Origin of the sequence: Streptomyces sp. NPDC052109 (assembly GCF_040680195.1) — a bacterium.
Taxonomy (GTDB): Bacteria; Actinomycetota; Actinomycetes; order Streptomycetales; family Streptomycetaceae; genus Streptomyces.
In genome coordinates this window covers 1,181,096-1,196,494 of the sequence record NZ_JBFAWF010000001.1, presented here as the reverse complement: position 1 = coordinate 1,196,494, position 15,399 = coordinate 1,181,096, and the positions used below count along the sequence as shown (strand labels likewise).

Genomic DNA, 15,399 nt, shown 5'->3' with positions numbered 1-15,399 from the left:
AGTCCACCACCGAGCCGAGCGTGTCGGCCCGCCGCCGGGCGTCCAGCGAGGCGATCCGGCGCCGGTTCATCGCGGGGGCGACCTCCGGGGCGTACGCTGTTCCACTGGCGCCCCGCGCGGACTCGCATCCGGCCCCATCCGTCGAAGCTTTCCGAACCTCTCGGAGGACATGCGGTGAACGAACTGCCGCAGCAGCTGGTCAACGGCCTGCTACTGGGATCCATGTACGGGCTGGTCGCCATCGGCTACACGATGGTCTATGGCATCGTCCAGCTCATCAACTTCGCCCACGGCGAGATCTTCATGACCGGCGCCTTCGGCGCGCTCACGGTCTACGCGTACATACTGCCCGACGGCACCTCGATGTGGGTCGCCCTGCCCCTCATGCTGGTGGGCGCGGTCCTGGTCGCCGTCCTCGTCGCCGTCGGAGCGGAACGGTTCGCCTACCGTCCCCTGCGCAACGCCCCCCGCCTCGCCCCCCTCATCACCGCGATCGGCCTCTCCCTGGCCCTGCAGCAGGCGGTGTGGGCCTGGTACCCCCAGGCGAAGTCCGCCCGCACCTTCCCGACCATTCCGGGCGGCCCCTTCAACATCGGCAACGTCACGATCCAGACCGGTGACATCTTCCTGGTGATCGCGGCTCCGCTCAGCATGGCCTTCCTCGCCTACTTCGTGATGCGCACCCGTACCGGCCGCGGCATGCAGGCCACCGCCCAGGATCCGGACACCGCGAAGCTGATGGGTGTCAACACCGACCGGATCATCGTGATCGCGTTCGCCCTCGGCGCCGCCTTCGCGGCCGTCGGAGGCGTCGCCTACGGTCTCAAGTACGGCCAGATCGACTTCAAGATGGGCTTCCTCCTCGGCCTGAAGGCCTTCACCGCGGCCGTCCTCGGCGGCATCGGAAACATCTACGGCGCCATGCTCGGCGGCCTCGTCCTCGGCGTCGCCGAGGCCCTGTCCACCGCCTACATCGCGGACATTCCCGGCATGGACAAGTTCGGCAGCCAGTCCTGGGCAGACGTCTGGGCCTTTGTACTCCTCATCCTCGTACTGCTGTTCAGGCCGCAGGGCCTGCTCGGCGAACGCGTCGCGGACAGGGCGTGACACCGATGACCACACAGACCACGGCATCCGAGACCCCCGAGACCCCGGAAACCCCGGGCGCACCCACCCCCGCCCCGTCCGGCCTGATCGGTCTGCCGGCGCCCCTCGGCAGAGCTCTCGCCACCGGCGGCGGCGCCCTCACCATCGTCTCCACGTTCCTCTCCTGGACCTGGACCGCCGACTTCCCCGGTGACCTCACGGTCTACGGCTACCCGGGCGGCCTGCAGGTCCTGGTACTGATCGGAGGCATCCTCACCACCCTGTTCGGCCTCGCCTCCTACGGCGTCAAGGGCCTCGGGTGGCTGACGCCGGGAAGCGCCGAGGCGGCGCTGAAGCTGGCCGCGGTCGGTACCTTCGCCACCGCCTGGTACACCGTCGTCGCCATCAGCGACGAGCTCGGCGGCCTGGTGAACCTCGAGCCCGGCGGCTTCGTCGTGGCCGTCGCCACCCTGGCCGCGCTGATCGGCGCGCTGGCCCTGCCGTTCGAGCGGCCGGAGCCCGAACTCGCCGACCCGGACGACCGCGGCTGGGAGCTGTTCCGCCACACGTCCCGGCAGAACTGGAACATCTTCAAGGCGGCCTTCGCAGCCGAGCCCCCGGCCCCCGCCCGCACTCTGCCGTCGTACGCCGAGATCCTCGTCATCGTCGCGGCCATGGCCGTGGGCCTGGTGGTCTTCAGCTACGGCGTCAGCACACCGTACGACGAACTGTTCATCGGCTTCCTCATCACCGCCGGCTGCGGCTTCGCCGCCGTCTCCAAGGCGGGGCTCGTGGCCCGGGTCTCGGCGATCACCGCGAAGCACCGCACCCTCACCATGATCGGCGCCTTCGTCGCCGCCGCGGCCTTCCCCTTCACCCAGTCCAACGACCAGTACGCGACGATCGGCGTCTACATCCTGATCTTCGCGACCGTCGCGCTGGGCCTGAACATCGTCGTCGGCCTCGCCGGCCTCCTCGACCTCGGTTACGTCGCGTTCCTCGGCGTCGGCGCGTACACCGCGGCACTCGTGTCCGGCTCGCCGTCCTCCCCCCTGCACGTGAACTGGCCGTTCTGGGCCTCGGCCTTGCTCGGCGCGGCCGTCGCCATGATCTTCGGCGTCATCATCGGCGCCCCGACCCTGCGGCTGCGCGGCGACTACCTGGCCATCGTCACCCTCGGCTTCGGTGAGATCTTCCGCATCACCGTCCTCAACATGGACGGCACCTCGGGCCCGGACGTCACCAACGGCTCCAACGGCATCTCCTCGATCCCGAACCTGAAGATCCTCGGCTTCGACTTCGGCCAGGAGCACCAGATCCTCGGCACCACCATCGGCCGGTTCGCCAACTACCTGCTGCTGATGCTGATCATCACGCTCATCGTGGTCGTGGTGTTCCGGCGCAGCAGCGACTCCCGCATCGGCCGCGCCTGGATCGCCATCCGCGAGGACGAGACCGCGGCACTCGCCATGGGCATCAACGGCTTCCGCGTCAAACTCATCGCCTTCGCGCTGGGCGCGTGCCTGGCCGGTCTCTCCGGCTCCGTCCAGGGCCACGTCACCTACACGGTGACCCCGGAGCAGTACCAGTTCGCCTACGCCGTGCCACCCAACTCGGCGTTCCTGCTGGCCGCGGTGGTCCTCGGCGGCATGGGCACCATCTCCGGTCCGCTGGTCGGCGCGTCCCTGCTGTACCTGATCCCGGCCAAGCTGCAGTTCCTGGGCGACTACCAGCTGTTCGCCTTCGGCGTCACCCTCATCCTGCTGATGCGCTTCCGTCCGGAGGGCCTCATCCCCAACCGGCGCCGCCAGCTCGAATTCCACGAAGAGGCCGAAGCACCCGCCGTCCTCACCAAGGCAGGGGCCTGACCACGATGACTACCGACACCACCATCAAGGACGCCGCGCCCGGCGCCTCCGCACCCGGCGAGGTCGTGCTCGACGCCCGCGGCGTGACCATGCGCTTCGGCGGCCTCACCGCCGTACGCAATGTCGACTTCACCGTCAACAGCGGCGAGATCGTCGGCCTGATCGGCCCCAACGGCGCCGGCAAGACGACCTTCTTCAACTGCCTGACCGGCCTGTACGTGCCCACCGAGGGCGAGGTCCGCTACAAGGGCCAGGTGCTGCCGCCGAAGTCCTTCAAGGTCACCGCGGCCGGCATCGCCCGTACCTTCCAGAACATCCGGCTGTTCGCGAACATGACGGTCCTGGAGAACGTCCTCGTCGGCCGGCACACCCGCACCAAGGAGGGCCTGTGGTCCGCGCTGCTGCGCGGCCCCGGGTTCCACCGCGCCGAGCGGGCCTCCCGCGAACGGGCCATGGAGTTGCTGCAGTTCGTGGGCCTGGAGCGGAAGGCGGAGCATCTCGCCCGCAACCTCCCCTACGGCGAGCAGCGCAAGCTGGAGATCGCCCGCGCGCTGGCCAGCGAGCCGGGCCTGCTGCTGCTCGACGAGCCGACGGCGGGCATGAACCCGCAGGAGACCCGGGCCACCGAGGAACTGGTCTTCGCCATCCGGGACAAGGGCATCGCCGTCCTCGTCATCGAGCACGACATGCGCTTCATCTTCAACCTCTGCGACCGGGTGGCCGTCCTGGTGCAGGGCGAGAAGCTGATCGAGGGCGACAGCGCGACCGTACAGGGCGACGAGCGCGTGATCGCGGCCTACCTCGGCGAACCCTTCGAGAACGCGCCCGGCGACGAGGAGGCGGCCGAGGTGGCGGCCGCCGAGGCGAACGCCGAGGCCACGACCGAGGCCGCCGACGAAGGCGCCGAGACCACGACCGACGCCGCGCCCGGCAAGGAGAACGACCGATGACCGCACTGCTCGAAGTGGAGGACCTGAGGGTCGCCTACGGCAAGATCGAGGCCGTCAAGGGCATCTCCTTCAAGGTCGAGGCCGGTCAGGTGGTCACCCTCATCGGCACCAACGGCGCCGGCAAGACCACCACCCTGCGCACGCTCTCCGGCCTGCTGAAGCCGGTCGGCGGGCAGATCCGGTTCAACGGCAAGTCGCTGAAGAAGGTCCAGGCCCACCAGGTGGTCTCGCTGGGCCTCGCCCACTCCCCCGAGGGGCGGCACATCTTCCCGCGCATGACCATCGAGGACAATCTGCGGCTCGGCGCGTTCCTGCGCAGCGACAAGCCGGGCATCGAGAAGGACATCCAGCGCGCCTACGACCTCTTCCCGATCCTCGGAGAGCGGCGCAAGCAGGCCGCGGGCACCCTCTCCGGAGGTGAGCAGCAGATGCTGGCGATGGGCAGGGCCCTGATGTCCCAGCCGAAGCTGCTGATGCTGGACGAGCCGTCGATGGGCCTGTCGCCGATCATGATGCAGAAGATCATGTCGACGATCGCCGAGCTGAAGGCGCAGGGCACGACGATCCTGCTGGTCGAGCAGAACGCCCAGGCGGCGCTCTCGCTCGCCGACCAGGGTCATGTCATGGAGGTCGGCAACATCGTCCTGTCGGGCACGGGACAGGAGTTGCTGCACGACGAGTCGGTCCGCAAGGCCTATCTGGGCGAGGACTGACCAGCGCTACGACGAGGCCCGCGCCCCCTTCTCCGGGGTGCGGGCCTCGTCGTACAGGTCAGGCCTTCTTGGCCGCCTTCTTCTCGTCGTTGTCCGCGATGACGGCCTCCGCGACCTGCTGCATCGACATGCGCCGGTCCATGGAGGTCTTCTGGATCCAGCGGAACGCGGCCGGCTCGGTCAGGCCGTACTCGGTCTGCAGGATGGACTTCGCGCGGTCGACCAGCTTGCGGGTCTCCAGGCGCTGGGTGAGGTCGGCGACCTCCTGCTCCAGCTGCTTCAGCTCGGTGAAGCGGGAGACGGCCATCTCGATCGCCGGGACCACGTCGCTCTTGCTGAACGGCTTGACCAGGTACGCCATGGCACCGGCGTCCCTGGCGCGCTCGACGAGGTCGCGCTGCGAGAAGGCGGTGAGCATCAGGACCGGCGCGATGGACTCCTCGGCGATCTTCTCGGCCGCGGAGATGCCGTCGAGCTTGGGCATCTTCACGTCCAGGATGACCAGGTCCGGCCGGTGCTCGCGGGCCAGCTCGACGGCCTGCTCACCGTCCCCGGCCTCGCCGACGACGGTGTACCCCTCCTCCTCCAGCATCTCTTTCAGGTCGAGCCGGATCAGGGCCTCGTCCTCGGCGATGACGACACGGGTCGTCAGCGGAGGCACGTGCGACTTGTCGTCGTCGGGCGCGTCTACGGGCTGGGGCGACTCGGCGGTCACGGGGGCTCCTCGTTCCAGGCAGGGGTACTGCTGACAAGAGCCTACCTAGCTACGGTATGGTGGACGCGCGGAGGGTCAGGGGAAGCCTTGGATTCTGCGAGCCCCGGTAGCCCAATTGGCAGCAGGCAACGGATTCAAAACCCGTACAGTGTCGGTTCGAGTCCGACCCGGGGCACTTTTCCTTGGATTCCAAGGTCAGCACTTCACGCGGGCCCCTCTGGGTGAGGGGCCCTGCGGCGTCGTAGGGGCCCTTACTTCGGGCTGTCGTCCTCGCCGATGTGGTGAACCCTGACCATGTTCGTCGAGCCGGACACCCCGGGCGGGGAACCCGCCGTGATCACCACGACGTCGCCCTTCTCGCAGCGGCCGTACTTCAGCAGCAGCTCGTCCACCTGGTCGACCATGGCGTCGGTGGAGTCGACGTGCGGGCCGAGGAAGGTCTCGGCGCCCCAGGTGAGGCTGAGCTGGGAGCGGGTGGCCGGCTCCGGGGTGAAAGCCAGGAGCGGGATGGGCGAGCGGTAGCGGGACAGGCGGCGAGCCGTGTCTCCCGACTGGGTGAAGGCCACCAGGAACTTCGCGCCGAGGAAGTCGCCCATCTCGGCGGCGGCCCGGGCGACCGCGCCGCCCTGGGTGCGCGGCTTGTTCCGGTCGGTCAGCGGCGGCAGGCCCTTGGCCAGCATGTCCTCCTCGGCCGCTGCGACGATCTTCGCCATGGTGCGCACGGTCTCGACCGGGTACTTGCCGACGCTGGTCTCGCCGGACAGCATCACCGCGTCCGTGCCGTCGAGGACGGCGTTGGCCACGTCGGAGGCCTCGGCGCGGGTCGGCCGGGAGTTGTCGATCATCGAGTCGAGCATCTGGGTGGCGACGATGACCGGCTTGGCGTTGCGCTTGGCGAGCTTGATCGCGCGCTTCTGCACGATCGGCACCTGCTCCAGGGGCATCTCCACGCCCAGGTCGCCGCGCGCGACCATCAGGCCGTCGAAGGCGGCCACGATGCCGTCGAGGTTCTCCACGGCCTGCGGCTTCTCGACCTTGGCGATCACCGGGAGGCGCCGGCCCTCCTCGGCCATGATGCGATGCACGTCCTTGGCGTCGTCGCCGCTGCGGACGAAGGAGAGCGCGATGACGTCGAAGCCGGTGCGCAGCGCCCAGCGCAGATCCTCCTCGTCCTTCTTGGACAGGGCGGGGACGGAGACGGCGACGCCGGGCAGGTTCAGGCCCTTGTGGTCGGAGATCATGCCGCCCTCGACCACGCGGGTGCGGACGCGGGGACCGTCGACGGCGGTGACCTCCAGGCAGACCTTGCCGTCGTCCACGAGGACCCGCTCACCGGGGCGGACGTCGGCGGCGAGGCCGTCGTAGGTGGTGCCGCACCGCTGGCGGTCGCCCTCGACGCCCTCCTCGACGGTGATGGTGAACGTGTCACCGCGTTCAAGGAGTACCGGGCCTTCACGGAAACGGCCGAGCCGGATCTTCGGACCTTGAAGATCGGCGAGAATACCCACGCTGCGGCCCGTTTCGTCGGCCGCCTTGCGCACTCGCCGGTAGCGCTCCTCGTGTTCGGCGTGCGTACCGTGGCTGAGATTGAACCGGGCCACGTCCATTCCGGCGTCGACCAGTGCCTTGATCTGGTCGTACGAGTCGGTGGCGGGCCCCAGAGTACAGACGATCTTTGCTCGGCGCATACGTCGAGCCTAGGCCTTACCCGTGGGTAGAGAATCGGTCGCACATGACCACTCAACAACCTTTGCGTAAAGGGTCATTGACAAGTGTTGAATTGTGCGGTCACTCGCTCCGATGAGCGAATTTCACCCTCGCGAAGCCTGGGGGCGGGAGCGGCGATCGCCGGCACGCCGGTGCCCCCACGGTCACCGGCGCTGGAGGGTCACCGCTTTTCGACGACAGGGCCTGGCTGGCTAGAGGTCGAACAGGTCCAGGTCGACGGCGTCGGCGATCGCCTTGGCGCCGGCGTCGTTGACGTGCAGGCCGTCGCCGCTGTCGAACTCGGCACGGATCCGGTCGGGGCGCTCCGGGTCCGCGACGGCGGCGGCCACGTCCACGATGCCGTCGAAGGGGTGCGTGTCCCCGAGGAGCCAGGCGTTGACCTCGCGCCGCGCGGCCTGGCCGGCTTCGGTGTCGTACCCCTCGTAGACCGTGCCCCGGTACGGTCCGACGGTGGTGGCGACGACGCTGAGGCCGGCGGCATGGAGGCGCTCGGCAAGGGTGGTGAGTCCGGCGACGAGCTCGGCCGCGGTGGGCACCTCGGCGGGCTCGGGGTGGGCGCGGTAGCCGGGCATCCCGAGGTCGTTGAGTCCGATGTGGACCAGGACGTGACGGGCGCCGGGGACGGCGAGCACGTCGCGGTCGAGGCGGGCGAGGAGATGTTCGCCGATCTGGTCGGTGAGCAGCCGGTTGCCGGAGATGCCCTGGTTGACGATCCAGCCGCGGGTGAGACGGCGGCCGAGCTGGGAGGGGAAGCTGTTGTCCAGTCCGGGGGTGGTGGCCGCGCCCTCGATCCAGGAGTCGCCGAACGCCACGGCGATGCGGGTGTCCTCGGGGGCGAGCACGTCGGCGGCCAGGCCGAAGTGTCCGGTCGTCACCTCTTCGGCGTCCCGGAGGACGGCGGCGGTCAGCTGGTCGCCGGGAGCGGCGTGGCCGATGTCGTGGGGCACCGCGGAGAACGTGGTGAGGCCGGTGTCCCCGGGCAGATAGAGGCTGACGGTGAGGACCTGGCCCGCGGTGACGGCCTGTTCGACCGGGTCGCTGACGAGTTCCCCGCCGGCCGGGACCGTGACGGTCGGGGCGCCGCCGAAGGTGAGCGGGGTGTCGATCCCGTCGCCGGTGAGGTGGGCGCCGCCGATCTCCAGGGGTTCCTTGCCGAACCGGTTGCTGAGCCCGATGCGCAGTGCCTCACCTGCCCCGGCCAGGCGCAGGGACTGCCGTACCGTCTGATCGCTGAAACCGCGCGATTCGATGAGCTGGAAGGGCTCGTAGGGGCTGATGACGGCGGTGCGGTGGGCGGCGATCCAAGTCGTGGTCATGCCAGGCGCCAACACCGCCGTCGGCGGGCCTCTTCCGGGCTTGCCCGCTTATTACCTGCCCTCGACAAGTGGAATCAGCTGCTTCGGTTGCCGGGTCTGCGGAACGTGGGGCGGTTGCTCGAGTCCGAAGGTGGTGAAGGCGGTCCGGCCGGGCAGCGGATAAGGGTCCTTTCCGGTGAGCGAGTTGAGGATCGTGGCGCTGCGCCAGGCGGCGAGGCCGAGGTCGGGCGCGCCGACGCCGTGGGTGTGCAGCTCGGCGTTCTGGACGTACACCGAGCCGGTCACGGACGGGTCGAGGACCAGCCGGAACTCCTCGTCGACGCGGGGGCGTTCGCTGCTGTCGCGGCGCAGATAGGGGTCCAGTCCGGCGAGGATGCGGCCGAGCGGGCGCTCGCGGTAGCCGGTGGCGAGGACGACGGCGTCGGTGGTGAGCCGGGAACGGCTGTCCTGCTGGATGTGCTCCAGATGCAGCTCGATCTGCGTGGTGGCGATCCGGCCGGCGGTGCGGACGCGGACGCCCGGGACGAGGACGGCGTCGGGCCAGCCGCCGTGCAGGGTGCGCCGGTACAGCTCCTCGTGGATGGCGGCGAGGGTGCCGGCGTCGATGCCCTTGTGCAGCTGCCACTGGGCCGCGACGAGCCGGTCGCGGACGGGCTCGGTGAGGGCGTGGAAGTAGCGGGCGTAGTCCGGGGTGAAGTGCTCCAGGCCGAGCTTGGAGTACTCCATCGGCGCGAACGCCTCGCTGCGGCCGATCCAGTGGAGCCTCTCGCGTCCCGCGGGGCGGTGGCGCAGCAGGTCGAGGAAGACCTCGGCGCCGGACTGTCCGGAGCCGACGACGGTGACGTGCTCGGCGGCCAGGATGCCGGCACGGTGGTCCAGGTAGTCGGCGGCGTGGATGACCTGCACGCCCGCGGCCTCCACCAGCGGCTTGAGCGGGTCGGGCACGTGCGGGGCGGTGCCGACGCCGAGGGCGACGTTCCGGGTGTAGGTACGCCCGAGGGCCTCAACCTCGCCCTCGGCGTCGAGCTGGGTGAAGTCGACCTCGAAGACGTCCTGTTCGGGGTTCCAGCGGACGGAGTCGACCTGGTGACGGAAGCGCAGCCCGGGCAGGCTCTGCGCGACCCAGCGGCAGTAGGCGTCGTACTCGGCGCGCTGGATGTGGAAGCGCTCGGCGAAGTAGAAGGGGAAGAGCCGCTCGCGGGTCCTGAGGTAGTTCAGGAAGCTCCAGGGACTGGTGGGGTCGGCGAGCGTCACCAGGTCGGCGAGGAAGGGCACTTGGATGGTGGCGCCCTCGATGAGCAGGCCGGGGTGCCAGTCGAAGCCGGGGCGCTGTTCGTAGAAGACGGCGTCGAGTTCGGCGAGCGGGTGGGCGAGGGCTGCCAGGGAGAGGTTGCACGGGCCGATGCCCACGCCGACCAGGTCACGGGGGGATGAGGGCTCGTGTCGTGGGGGGTTGCTCATGCGGGGGTGCCTTCTGTGACGAGTTTCAGGAGCTGGGCCAGGTCGTCCGGCCGGGTGTGGGGGTTGAGGAAGGTGGCCTTGAGCCAGAGGCGGCCGTCGAGCCGGGCGCGTCCGAGGACGGCCCGGCCCTCGTGCAGCAGCCGGCGGCGTACGGCGGCCACGGCGGCGTCGGCCGCGTCGGCGGGCCGGAACAGGACTGTGCTGATCACGGGCCGGTCGTACAGCTCGAAGCCGGGGTCTTCCGCGACGAGGTCGGCGAACTCGCTCGCGCGGGCGCAGACCTCGTCGACCAGGGCGCCGAGTCCGGTGCGGCCGAGGGTCCTCAGAGTGACGGCGATCTTGAGGACGTCCGGTCGGCGGGTGGTGCGCAGGGAGCGGTCGAGCAGGTCGGGGAGTCCGGCGTCGGTGTCGTCGGTGGCGTTCAGATAGTCGGCACGCTGGTGGAGCACGGCGAGTTCGCCGGGACGGGCGACGGCGAGGACGCCGGCGGCCACCGGCTGCCAGCCGAGCTTGTGCAGGTCGAGGGTGACGGTGTGGGCGGCTTCCAGCCCGGCGAGCTTGTCGCGGTGCCGGTCGCTGAAGAGAAGGCCCCCGCCGTAGGCCGCGTCGATGTGCAGCCGGGCGCCATGGGCGCCACACAGCCCGGCGATCTCGGGCAGCGGGTCGACGAGTCCGGCGTCGGTGGTGCCGGCGGTGGCGGCGACCAGCAGCGGGCCGGAGAGCGTCGCGAGGGCGGCGTCGAGGGCGGCGAGGTCGAGGGTGCCGCCCGCGGCCGGGACGACGACCGGGTCGGGCAGGCCGAGCAGCCAGGCGGCGCGGGGCAGCGAGTGGTGGGCGTTGGCTCCGCACACGAGCCGCACGCTGCCGCCGTGTGCCTCGCGGGCGAGCAGCAGGGCGAGCTGGTTGGACTCGGTGCCGCCGGTGGTGACGAGGGCGTCCGCGAGACCGGTGGCGCGGGCGAGGGCACCGGTGACCGCGGCCTCCAGGGCGGAGGCGGCGGGAGCCTGGTCCCAGGAGTCAAGGGACGGGTTGAGGGCGCTGACGGCGAGGTCGGCGGCGGTGGCCACGGCGAGCGGGGGGCAGTGCAGATGGGCCGCGCACAGCGGGTCGGCGGGGTCGGCGGCGCCCTCCGCGAGGGCGTGCACGAGGGCGCGCAGGGCGTCCGGGTCGCCGGTGTCCGGCAGGACGTCCCCGAGGACGTGGGCGACGCGCGCGGCGACGGCCTCCGGCCCGCCGGCGGGCAGCGGTCCGCCGCGCGCCCGGGCACCGGCCGCGAGCGCGTCGAGGACGGTGCCGAGGAGGGGGCGCAGGGTGCCGGGGCCGTGGGGGCCCGAGGCGAGGGGCGGCGTGCGCAGAGGGTCTTCACCGCTCATCGGCTGTCCTCCGCTCATGGACCGACCTTCGGGGGCTTCCGGCTGGTGGCTGGACTTCCAGCTTGTGCCGGAAGAGGCCCGTGCGTCCCGAAAGCCCAACGATCGAAACCCGAAAGTGGGTACTGCCGTGCGAGGAAAACGCGTCGGGACGCTCGCGGCGCGCGGCCGGCGCCGTCCGGGCGACGGACGCGGGAGGGCCGACGCCGCCTGGTGAGCGGAGGTTCCGGCCCCGGGGATGTGGGGCTACCGCCGCACCGGGGCTCCTTGTCCGAGCGGAGCCGAGAACCCGGAGCAGCGACCAGCCGCGGCGGCGCCGCGGACGCCCGGCGGCCCATCGCGGCGCCTCCGGTCGCGATGGGCCGTCGCGGCGCCCCTGGGGCGCCTAGGACGCCGGCCCCCCGAAGTCCCCGGCATGGTCCCGAGCCCAGCGGGCGAACGTACGGGCCGGGGTGCCGGTCAGCTTCTCCACCGTGCCGGTGATCTCCGGCCGCACGCCGACCGTCTCCGCGAAGGTCCGCAGCAGCCGCTCCAGCATCGGCGGCGGGACGTGCGGGAACAGCTCCGGGCCCACTTCGCGGGGGTCCGCTTCCACGAAGGTCAGCTCCCTGCCGACGGCCGCGCCGATCGCCGCGACCTGCTCGGCGTTGGAGGTCGCCTCGGGACCGGTCAGCCGGTACACGCCGCCCTCGTGTCCGCCGTCGAGCAGGACCCGCTCGGCGACGGCCGCGATGTCGTCCTCGTGGATGGGCGCCGTGAGCCCGTCCGCGAAGATCCCGCGGACGGTGTTCCCGGCTCGGATCTGCGGCACCCACTGCAGGGCGTTGGTGGCGAAGGCGTTCGGCCGCAGGAAGGTCCAGTCGAGCCCGCTGTCGCGGATCTGCTGTTCGGCGGTGGCGTGCATGACGTGGATGGGGTGGGTCTCGTCGGCACCCTCCTGGATGATGCCGCTGGACAGCAGCACGACGTGGCGCACGCCGTGGGCGCGGGCCGCCTCCAGCAGGGCGGGCGAGCCGGCCTGGGCGTAGAGGTACAGGGCCGTCGCCCCGCCGAACAGGGCGGCGGGGTCGTCCGGCCGGAACCGGACCACCTCGGCGCCGTCGGGCAGGGCGGCCCGCAGCGGGTCGCGGGTGAGCGCCCGCACGGGCCGGCCCGCGGCGAGGAGACGGTCGACGAGGGCACGGCCGACGTTGCCGGTCGCACCGGTCACTACGATCACGGAATCTGCCTCCGAAGGCTCGGCTGATCGTTCCTGACAGCTCGAGCCTAGGCCGACGGTCCGGACCGCGGCACCGTCGGCAGGGACCAGCCGCGCCCTGGGCCCTGTCGTCGAACTCCCGTCGTCCGCCCGGAGGCCGGGCCCCGCGGCGTCAGGTGCGTGCTCGCGGCGTGCCGGGCCCCCGGCCCTCGTACTGGAGTACTCGGGCCCGGGCCCGGTGCGACGGGAGTGCGTGCATGGCGTCGCGGGGCAGACCGGAGTTCGACGCCAGGGCCCGGTCCGCCCGGCCTACTCCGCCTGGGCCACCTGTGCCTCTTCCGTGTCCCCGGCGCGCACCCGCAGAGCGCGGGCCAGGTCGTCGAGGCGGTCGGCGAGGGTGCGGCGCAGGGCCGGGGTGGGGTCGGCGTCGCGCAGACAGGCCTCGCCGAGCCGCAGGTTCTCGCTGTCGACGGCGTGGGCGGGGAAGGCCCAGCGGCCGGCGGCGACAGCTATGGCGGGGCCGCGCCGGGCACCGACGGCGACGGCGTCCGCGTAGAAGCGCGGCACGTACTCCCGCACCAGCTCGGCCTGTTCGGGCTGCCAGAAGCCCTGTGCGGTGGCCGTGAAAAGGTAGTTGGACAGGTCGTCGCCCGCGAACATCGCCTCCCAGGCGGCCCGCTTGGCCTCCGGGTCGGGCAGGGCGGCGCGGCAGCGGGCGGCGCCCTCGTGGCCGGAGGCGCTCGGGTCGCGCTCCAGCTCGGCGGCGATGGCGGCCTCGTCGGTGGCGCCGAGCACGGCGAGCCGGCCGAGGATGCGCCAGCGCAGCTCGGGATCGAGCTCCGGCCCGCCGGGCACCGTGCCGTCCGCGAGCCAGGCGGCGATGGTGTCGGGGTGGGCGGCCGCGCTGATCAGGTGGCGTACGGCGATCAGGCGCAGGCCGGGGTGGTCGCCGTCCTCGGTGCGCCGCAGCAGGTCCCGGCAGAGCGCGGTGAGGGCCGCCAGGGCGGCCGGTCGGTCCTCGGGCTTCAGGTACTGGTCGGCGATCTGGCCGGAGGCGAAGGAGAGGACGCCCTGGACGAGCGCCAGGTCGGTCTCGCGCGGGAGGTGGGCGCGGGCCGTCTCCAGGTAGGCGGCGGGCGGGAGTTCACCGTCGCGGACGGCGTCCCGCAGGGCGTTCCAGACGACCGCGCGGGTGAGCGGGTCGGGCAGCCCGGACAGACCGCTGCGGACCGCCTCGAAGGACTCGGCGTCGAAACGGACCTTGGCGTAGGTGAGGTCGCCGTCGTTGAGCAGGAGCAGCGCGGGGCGCTTGCCGATGGGCTGCGGGTCGGCATGCGGGACGTCCAGGTCGAGGCGCGTGCGCAGCACCAGCCGGCCCTCGTCGGCGACGTCGTGGTCGTACAGCCCGGCGGTGAGGCGGTGCGGGCGGCCGCCCGCGCGGTCGACGGTCAGCGCGCAGGTGCCGTCGGCGGTGGTGACGAGGGGCGTGAGCTTGTCCACGCCCGTCGTGCGCAGCCAGCTGTCGGCCCAGGCGGGCACGTCGCGGTCGGTGGCGGAGGCCAGGGAGTCGATGAAGTCGGCGAGGGTGGCGTTGCCGAACTTGTGCCGGGCGAAGTGGGTGTTGATGCCGGCGAGGAAGTCCTTCTCGCCGAGCCAGGCGGCCAGCTGACGCAGCGCGGAGGCGCCCTTGGCGTAGGAGATGCCGTCGAAGTTGAGCAGCGCGGAGGCCGTGTCGTCGACCTTCTCGGGGGCGACCGGGTGGGTGGTGGGCCGCTGGTCGGCGTCGTAGCCCCAGGCCTTGCGGGTGACGCCGAACTCGGTCCAGGGGTCGGTGAAGCGGGTCGCCTCGGCGGTGGTCTGGTAGCCCATGTACTCGGCGAAGGACTCGTTCAGCCAGATGTCGTCCCACCACTTGAGGGTGACGAGGTCGCCGAACCACATGTGGGCCATCTCGTGCGCGATGACCATGGCGCGGGTCTGGCGCTCGGTGTCGGTGACGGCGGAGCGGTAGACGAACTCGTCGCGGAAGGTGACCAGGCCCGGGTTCTCCATGGCGCCCGCGTTGAACTCGGGGACGAACGCCTGGTCGTAGGAGTCGAAGGGGTACGGCTCGTCGAACTTCTCGTGGTAGCGGTCGAAGCACGCGCGTGTGACGTCGAGGATCTCCTCGGCGTCGGCGTCGAGGTGCGGCGCGAGGGAGCGGCGGCAGTGGATGCCGAACGGCAGTCCGCGGTGCTCCGTGCGCACCGAGTGCCAGGGGCCGCCGGCGACCGCGACGAGGTAGGTGGAGATCAGCGGGGTGGGTGCGGCCTGCCAGACGCCGTCGGCGCGCTGCTCGACCACGCCGTTGGCGAGCACGGTCCAGTCCTCGGGCGCCTTGACGGAGACCTCGAAGACGGCCTTGAGGTCGGGCTGGTCGAAGGCGGCGAAGACGCGCTGGACGTCGTCCATGAAAATCTGCGTGTAGACGTACGTCTCGCCGTCGCTCGGGTCGGTGAAGCGGTGCATGCCCTCGCCGGTGCGGGAGTAGCGCATGACCGCGTCGACCCGTAGTTCGTGGTCACCGGCGGAGAGGTTCTTCAGCGGCAGCCGGCCGTCGTCCAGCGACTCGGGGTCGAGGGGCTCCCCGTCCAGCGTCACCGCGCGCAACTCGACGGGCTTCAGCTCCACGAACGTGTCCCCGGCGGACCGCGTGGTGAACCGGATCACGGTCCGGGAGTCGAAGGTCTCGTCTCCGGTCGTCAGGTCCAGTTCGACCGTGTAGCGGTGGACGTCGAGGAGCTGTGCTCGGAGCTGCGCTTCATCGCGCGTGAGTACGGACATGCAGGCCATGCTGCCTGATCGCACTGACAGCGCACAGGGGGTGGCCGGATTCACGGCTTATGTCCGGCCCGCCGTCCCGCCCCGCAGCTGCCCTGCGACCGCCCCCGACACTCCCCGACCGGTTCCGACGCCCCCCCGACCGTTCCCGTACGCCGTGACCGCCCTGCCGGG

The 15,399-nt window shown here is 71.4% G+C and carries 11 protein-coding genes and 1 tRNA gene; 5 read left to right on the top strand and 7 right to left on the bottom strand.

The features are described from left to right. Positions 1-174 precede the first annotated feature (174 nt). From AB0L59_RS05460 to AB0L59_RS05445, 4 genes are read left to right on the top strand one after another with little or no spacing between them, the layout of a single operon-like run. Positions 175-1,107, top strand: coding sequence for a branched-chain amino acid ABC transporter permease (locus AB0L59_RS05460; RefSeq protein WP_365579427.1), 933 nt, complete (start codon positions 175-177; stop codon positions 1,105-1,107). A gap of 5 nt (positions 1,108-1,112) precedes the next feature. Further along, positions 1,113-2,954, top strand: a complete 1,842-nt coding sequence (locus AB0L59_RS05455; protein WP_365579425.1) for a branched-chain amino acid ABC transporter permease — start codon at positions 1,113-1,115, stop codon at positions 2,952-2,954. Positions 2,955-2,959: 5 nt separating this feature from the next. Next, positions 2,960-3,904, top strand: coding sequence for an ABC transporter ATP-binding protein (locus AB0L59_RS05450; protein WP_365579423.1), 945 nt, complete (start codon positions 2,960-2,962; stop codon positions 3,902-3,904). Continuing rightward, positions 3,901-4,617: an ABC transporter ATP-binding protein gene (locus AB0L59_RS05445; RefSeq protein WP_365579421.1), complete on the top strand. Its 717-nt coding sequence runs from the start codon at positions 3,901-3,903 to the stop codon at positions 4,615-4,617. Before AB0L59_RS05450 ends, AB0L59_RS05445 begins: the two co-directional genes overlap by 4 nt. A 58-nt stretch (positions 4,618-4,675) precedes the next feature. Here the strand turns inward: AB0L59_RS05445 and AB0L59_RS05440 are convergent, their stop codons facing one another. Continuing rightward, positions 4,676-5,332: a response regulator gene (locus tag AB0L59_RS05440; protein WP_365579419.1), complete on the bottom strand. Its 657-nt coding sequence runs from the start codon at positions 5,330-5,332 to the stop codon at positions 4,676-4,678. Positions 5,333-5,432: 100 nt separating this feature from the next. Here AB0L59_RS05440 and AB0L59_RS05435 point away from each other — a divergent pair. Next, a tRNA-Leu gene (locus AB0L59_RS05435) sits at positions 5,433-5,507 on the top strand. A 76-nt stretch (positions 5,508-5,583) separates the two neighbouring features. Here the strand turns inward: AB0L59_RS05435 and pyk are convergent. The 6 genes from pyk to pepN form a co-directional block, all read right to left on the bottom strand. After that, positions 5,584-7,020: a pyruvate kinase gene (gene pyk / locus AB0L59_RS05430; RefSeq protein ID WP_365579417.1), complete on the bottom strand. Its 1,437-nt coding sequence runs from the start codon at positions 7,018-7,020 to the stop codon at positions 5,584-5,586. Between the two features lie 231 nt (positions 7,021-7,251). Beyond that, a complete protein-coding gene (locus tag AB0L59_RS05425) occupies positions 7,252-8,376 on the bottom strand; it encodes a GDSL-type esterase/lipase family protein (RefSeq protein ID WP_365579415.1) in 1,125 nt (374 codons plus the stop codon). A 51-nt stretch (positions 8,377-8,427) separates the two neighbouring features. Next, positions 8,428-9,837, bottom strand: coding sequence for a SidA/IucD/PvdA family monooxygenase (locus tag AB0L59_RS05420; RefSeq protein WP_365579413.1), 1,410 nt, complete (start codon positions 9,835-9,837; stop codon positions 8,428-8,430). Beyond that, positions 9,834-11,210 (bottom strand): aminotransferase class V-fold PLP-dependent enzyme, encoded by a 1,377-nt coding sequence (locus tag AB0L59_RS05415; protein WP_365579411.1) that lies wholly within the window; start codon positions 11,208-11,210, stop codon positions 9,834-9,836. The genes AB0L59_RS05420 and AB0L59_RS05415 overlap by 4 nt, the downstream gene beginning before the upstream one ends. A 382-nt stretch (positions 11,211-11,592) precedes the next feature. Next, positions 11,593-12,426: an NAD(P)H-binding protein gene (locus tag AB0L59_RS05410; protein WP_365579409.1), complete on the bottom strand. Its 834-nt coding sequence runs from the start codon at positions 12,424-12,426 to the stop codon at positions 11,593-11,595. 288 nt (positions 12,427-12,714) lie between these two features. Beyond that, a complete protein-coding gene (gene pepN, locus AB0L59_RS05405) occupies positions 12,715-15,228 on the bottom strand; it encodes an aminopeptidase N (protein ID WP_365579407.1) in 2,514 nt (837 codons plus the stop codon). Between the last annotated feature and the right edge of the window lie 171 nt (positions 15,229-15,399).

Bases quoted from the DNA above. Each gene is read 5' to 3' on its own strand.
- AB0L59_RS05450 (WP_365579423.1), top strand. From the start codon at position 2,960: ATGACTACCGACACCACCATCAAGGACGCCGCGCCCGGCGCCTCCGCA.
- AB0L59_RS05420 (WP_365579413.1), bottom strand. From the start codon at position 9,837: ATGAGCAACCCCCCACGACACGAGCCCTCATCCCCCCGTGACCTGGTC.
- AB0L59_RS05445 (WP_365579421.1), top strand. From the start codon at position 3,901: ATGACCGCACTGCTCGAAGTGGAGGACCTGAGGGTCGCCTACGGCAAG.
- AB0L59_RS05455 (WP_365579425.1), top strand. From the start codon at position 1,113: ATGACCACACAGACCACGGCATCCGAGACCCCCGAGACCCCGGAAACC.
- pepN (WP_365579407.1), bottom strand. From the start codon at position 15,228: ATGTCCGTACTCACGCGCGATGAAGCGCAGCTCCGAGCACAGCTCCTC.
- AB0L59_RS05415 (WP_365579411.1), bottom strand. From the start codon at position 11,210: ATGAGCGGTGAAGACCCTCTGCGCACGCCGCCCCTCGCCTCGGGCCCC.
- AB0L59_RS05425 (WP_365579415.1), bottom strand. From the start codon at position 8,376: ATGACCACGACTTGGATCGCCGCCCACCGCACCGCCGTCATCAGCCCC.
- pyk (WP_365579417.1), bottom strand. From the start codon at position 7,020: ATGCGCCGAGCAAAGATCGTCTGTACTCTGGGGCCCGCCACCGACTCG.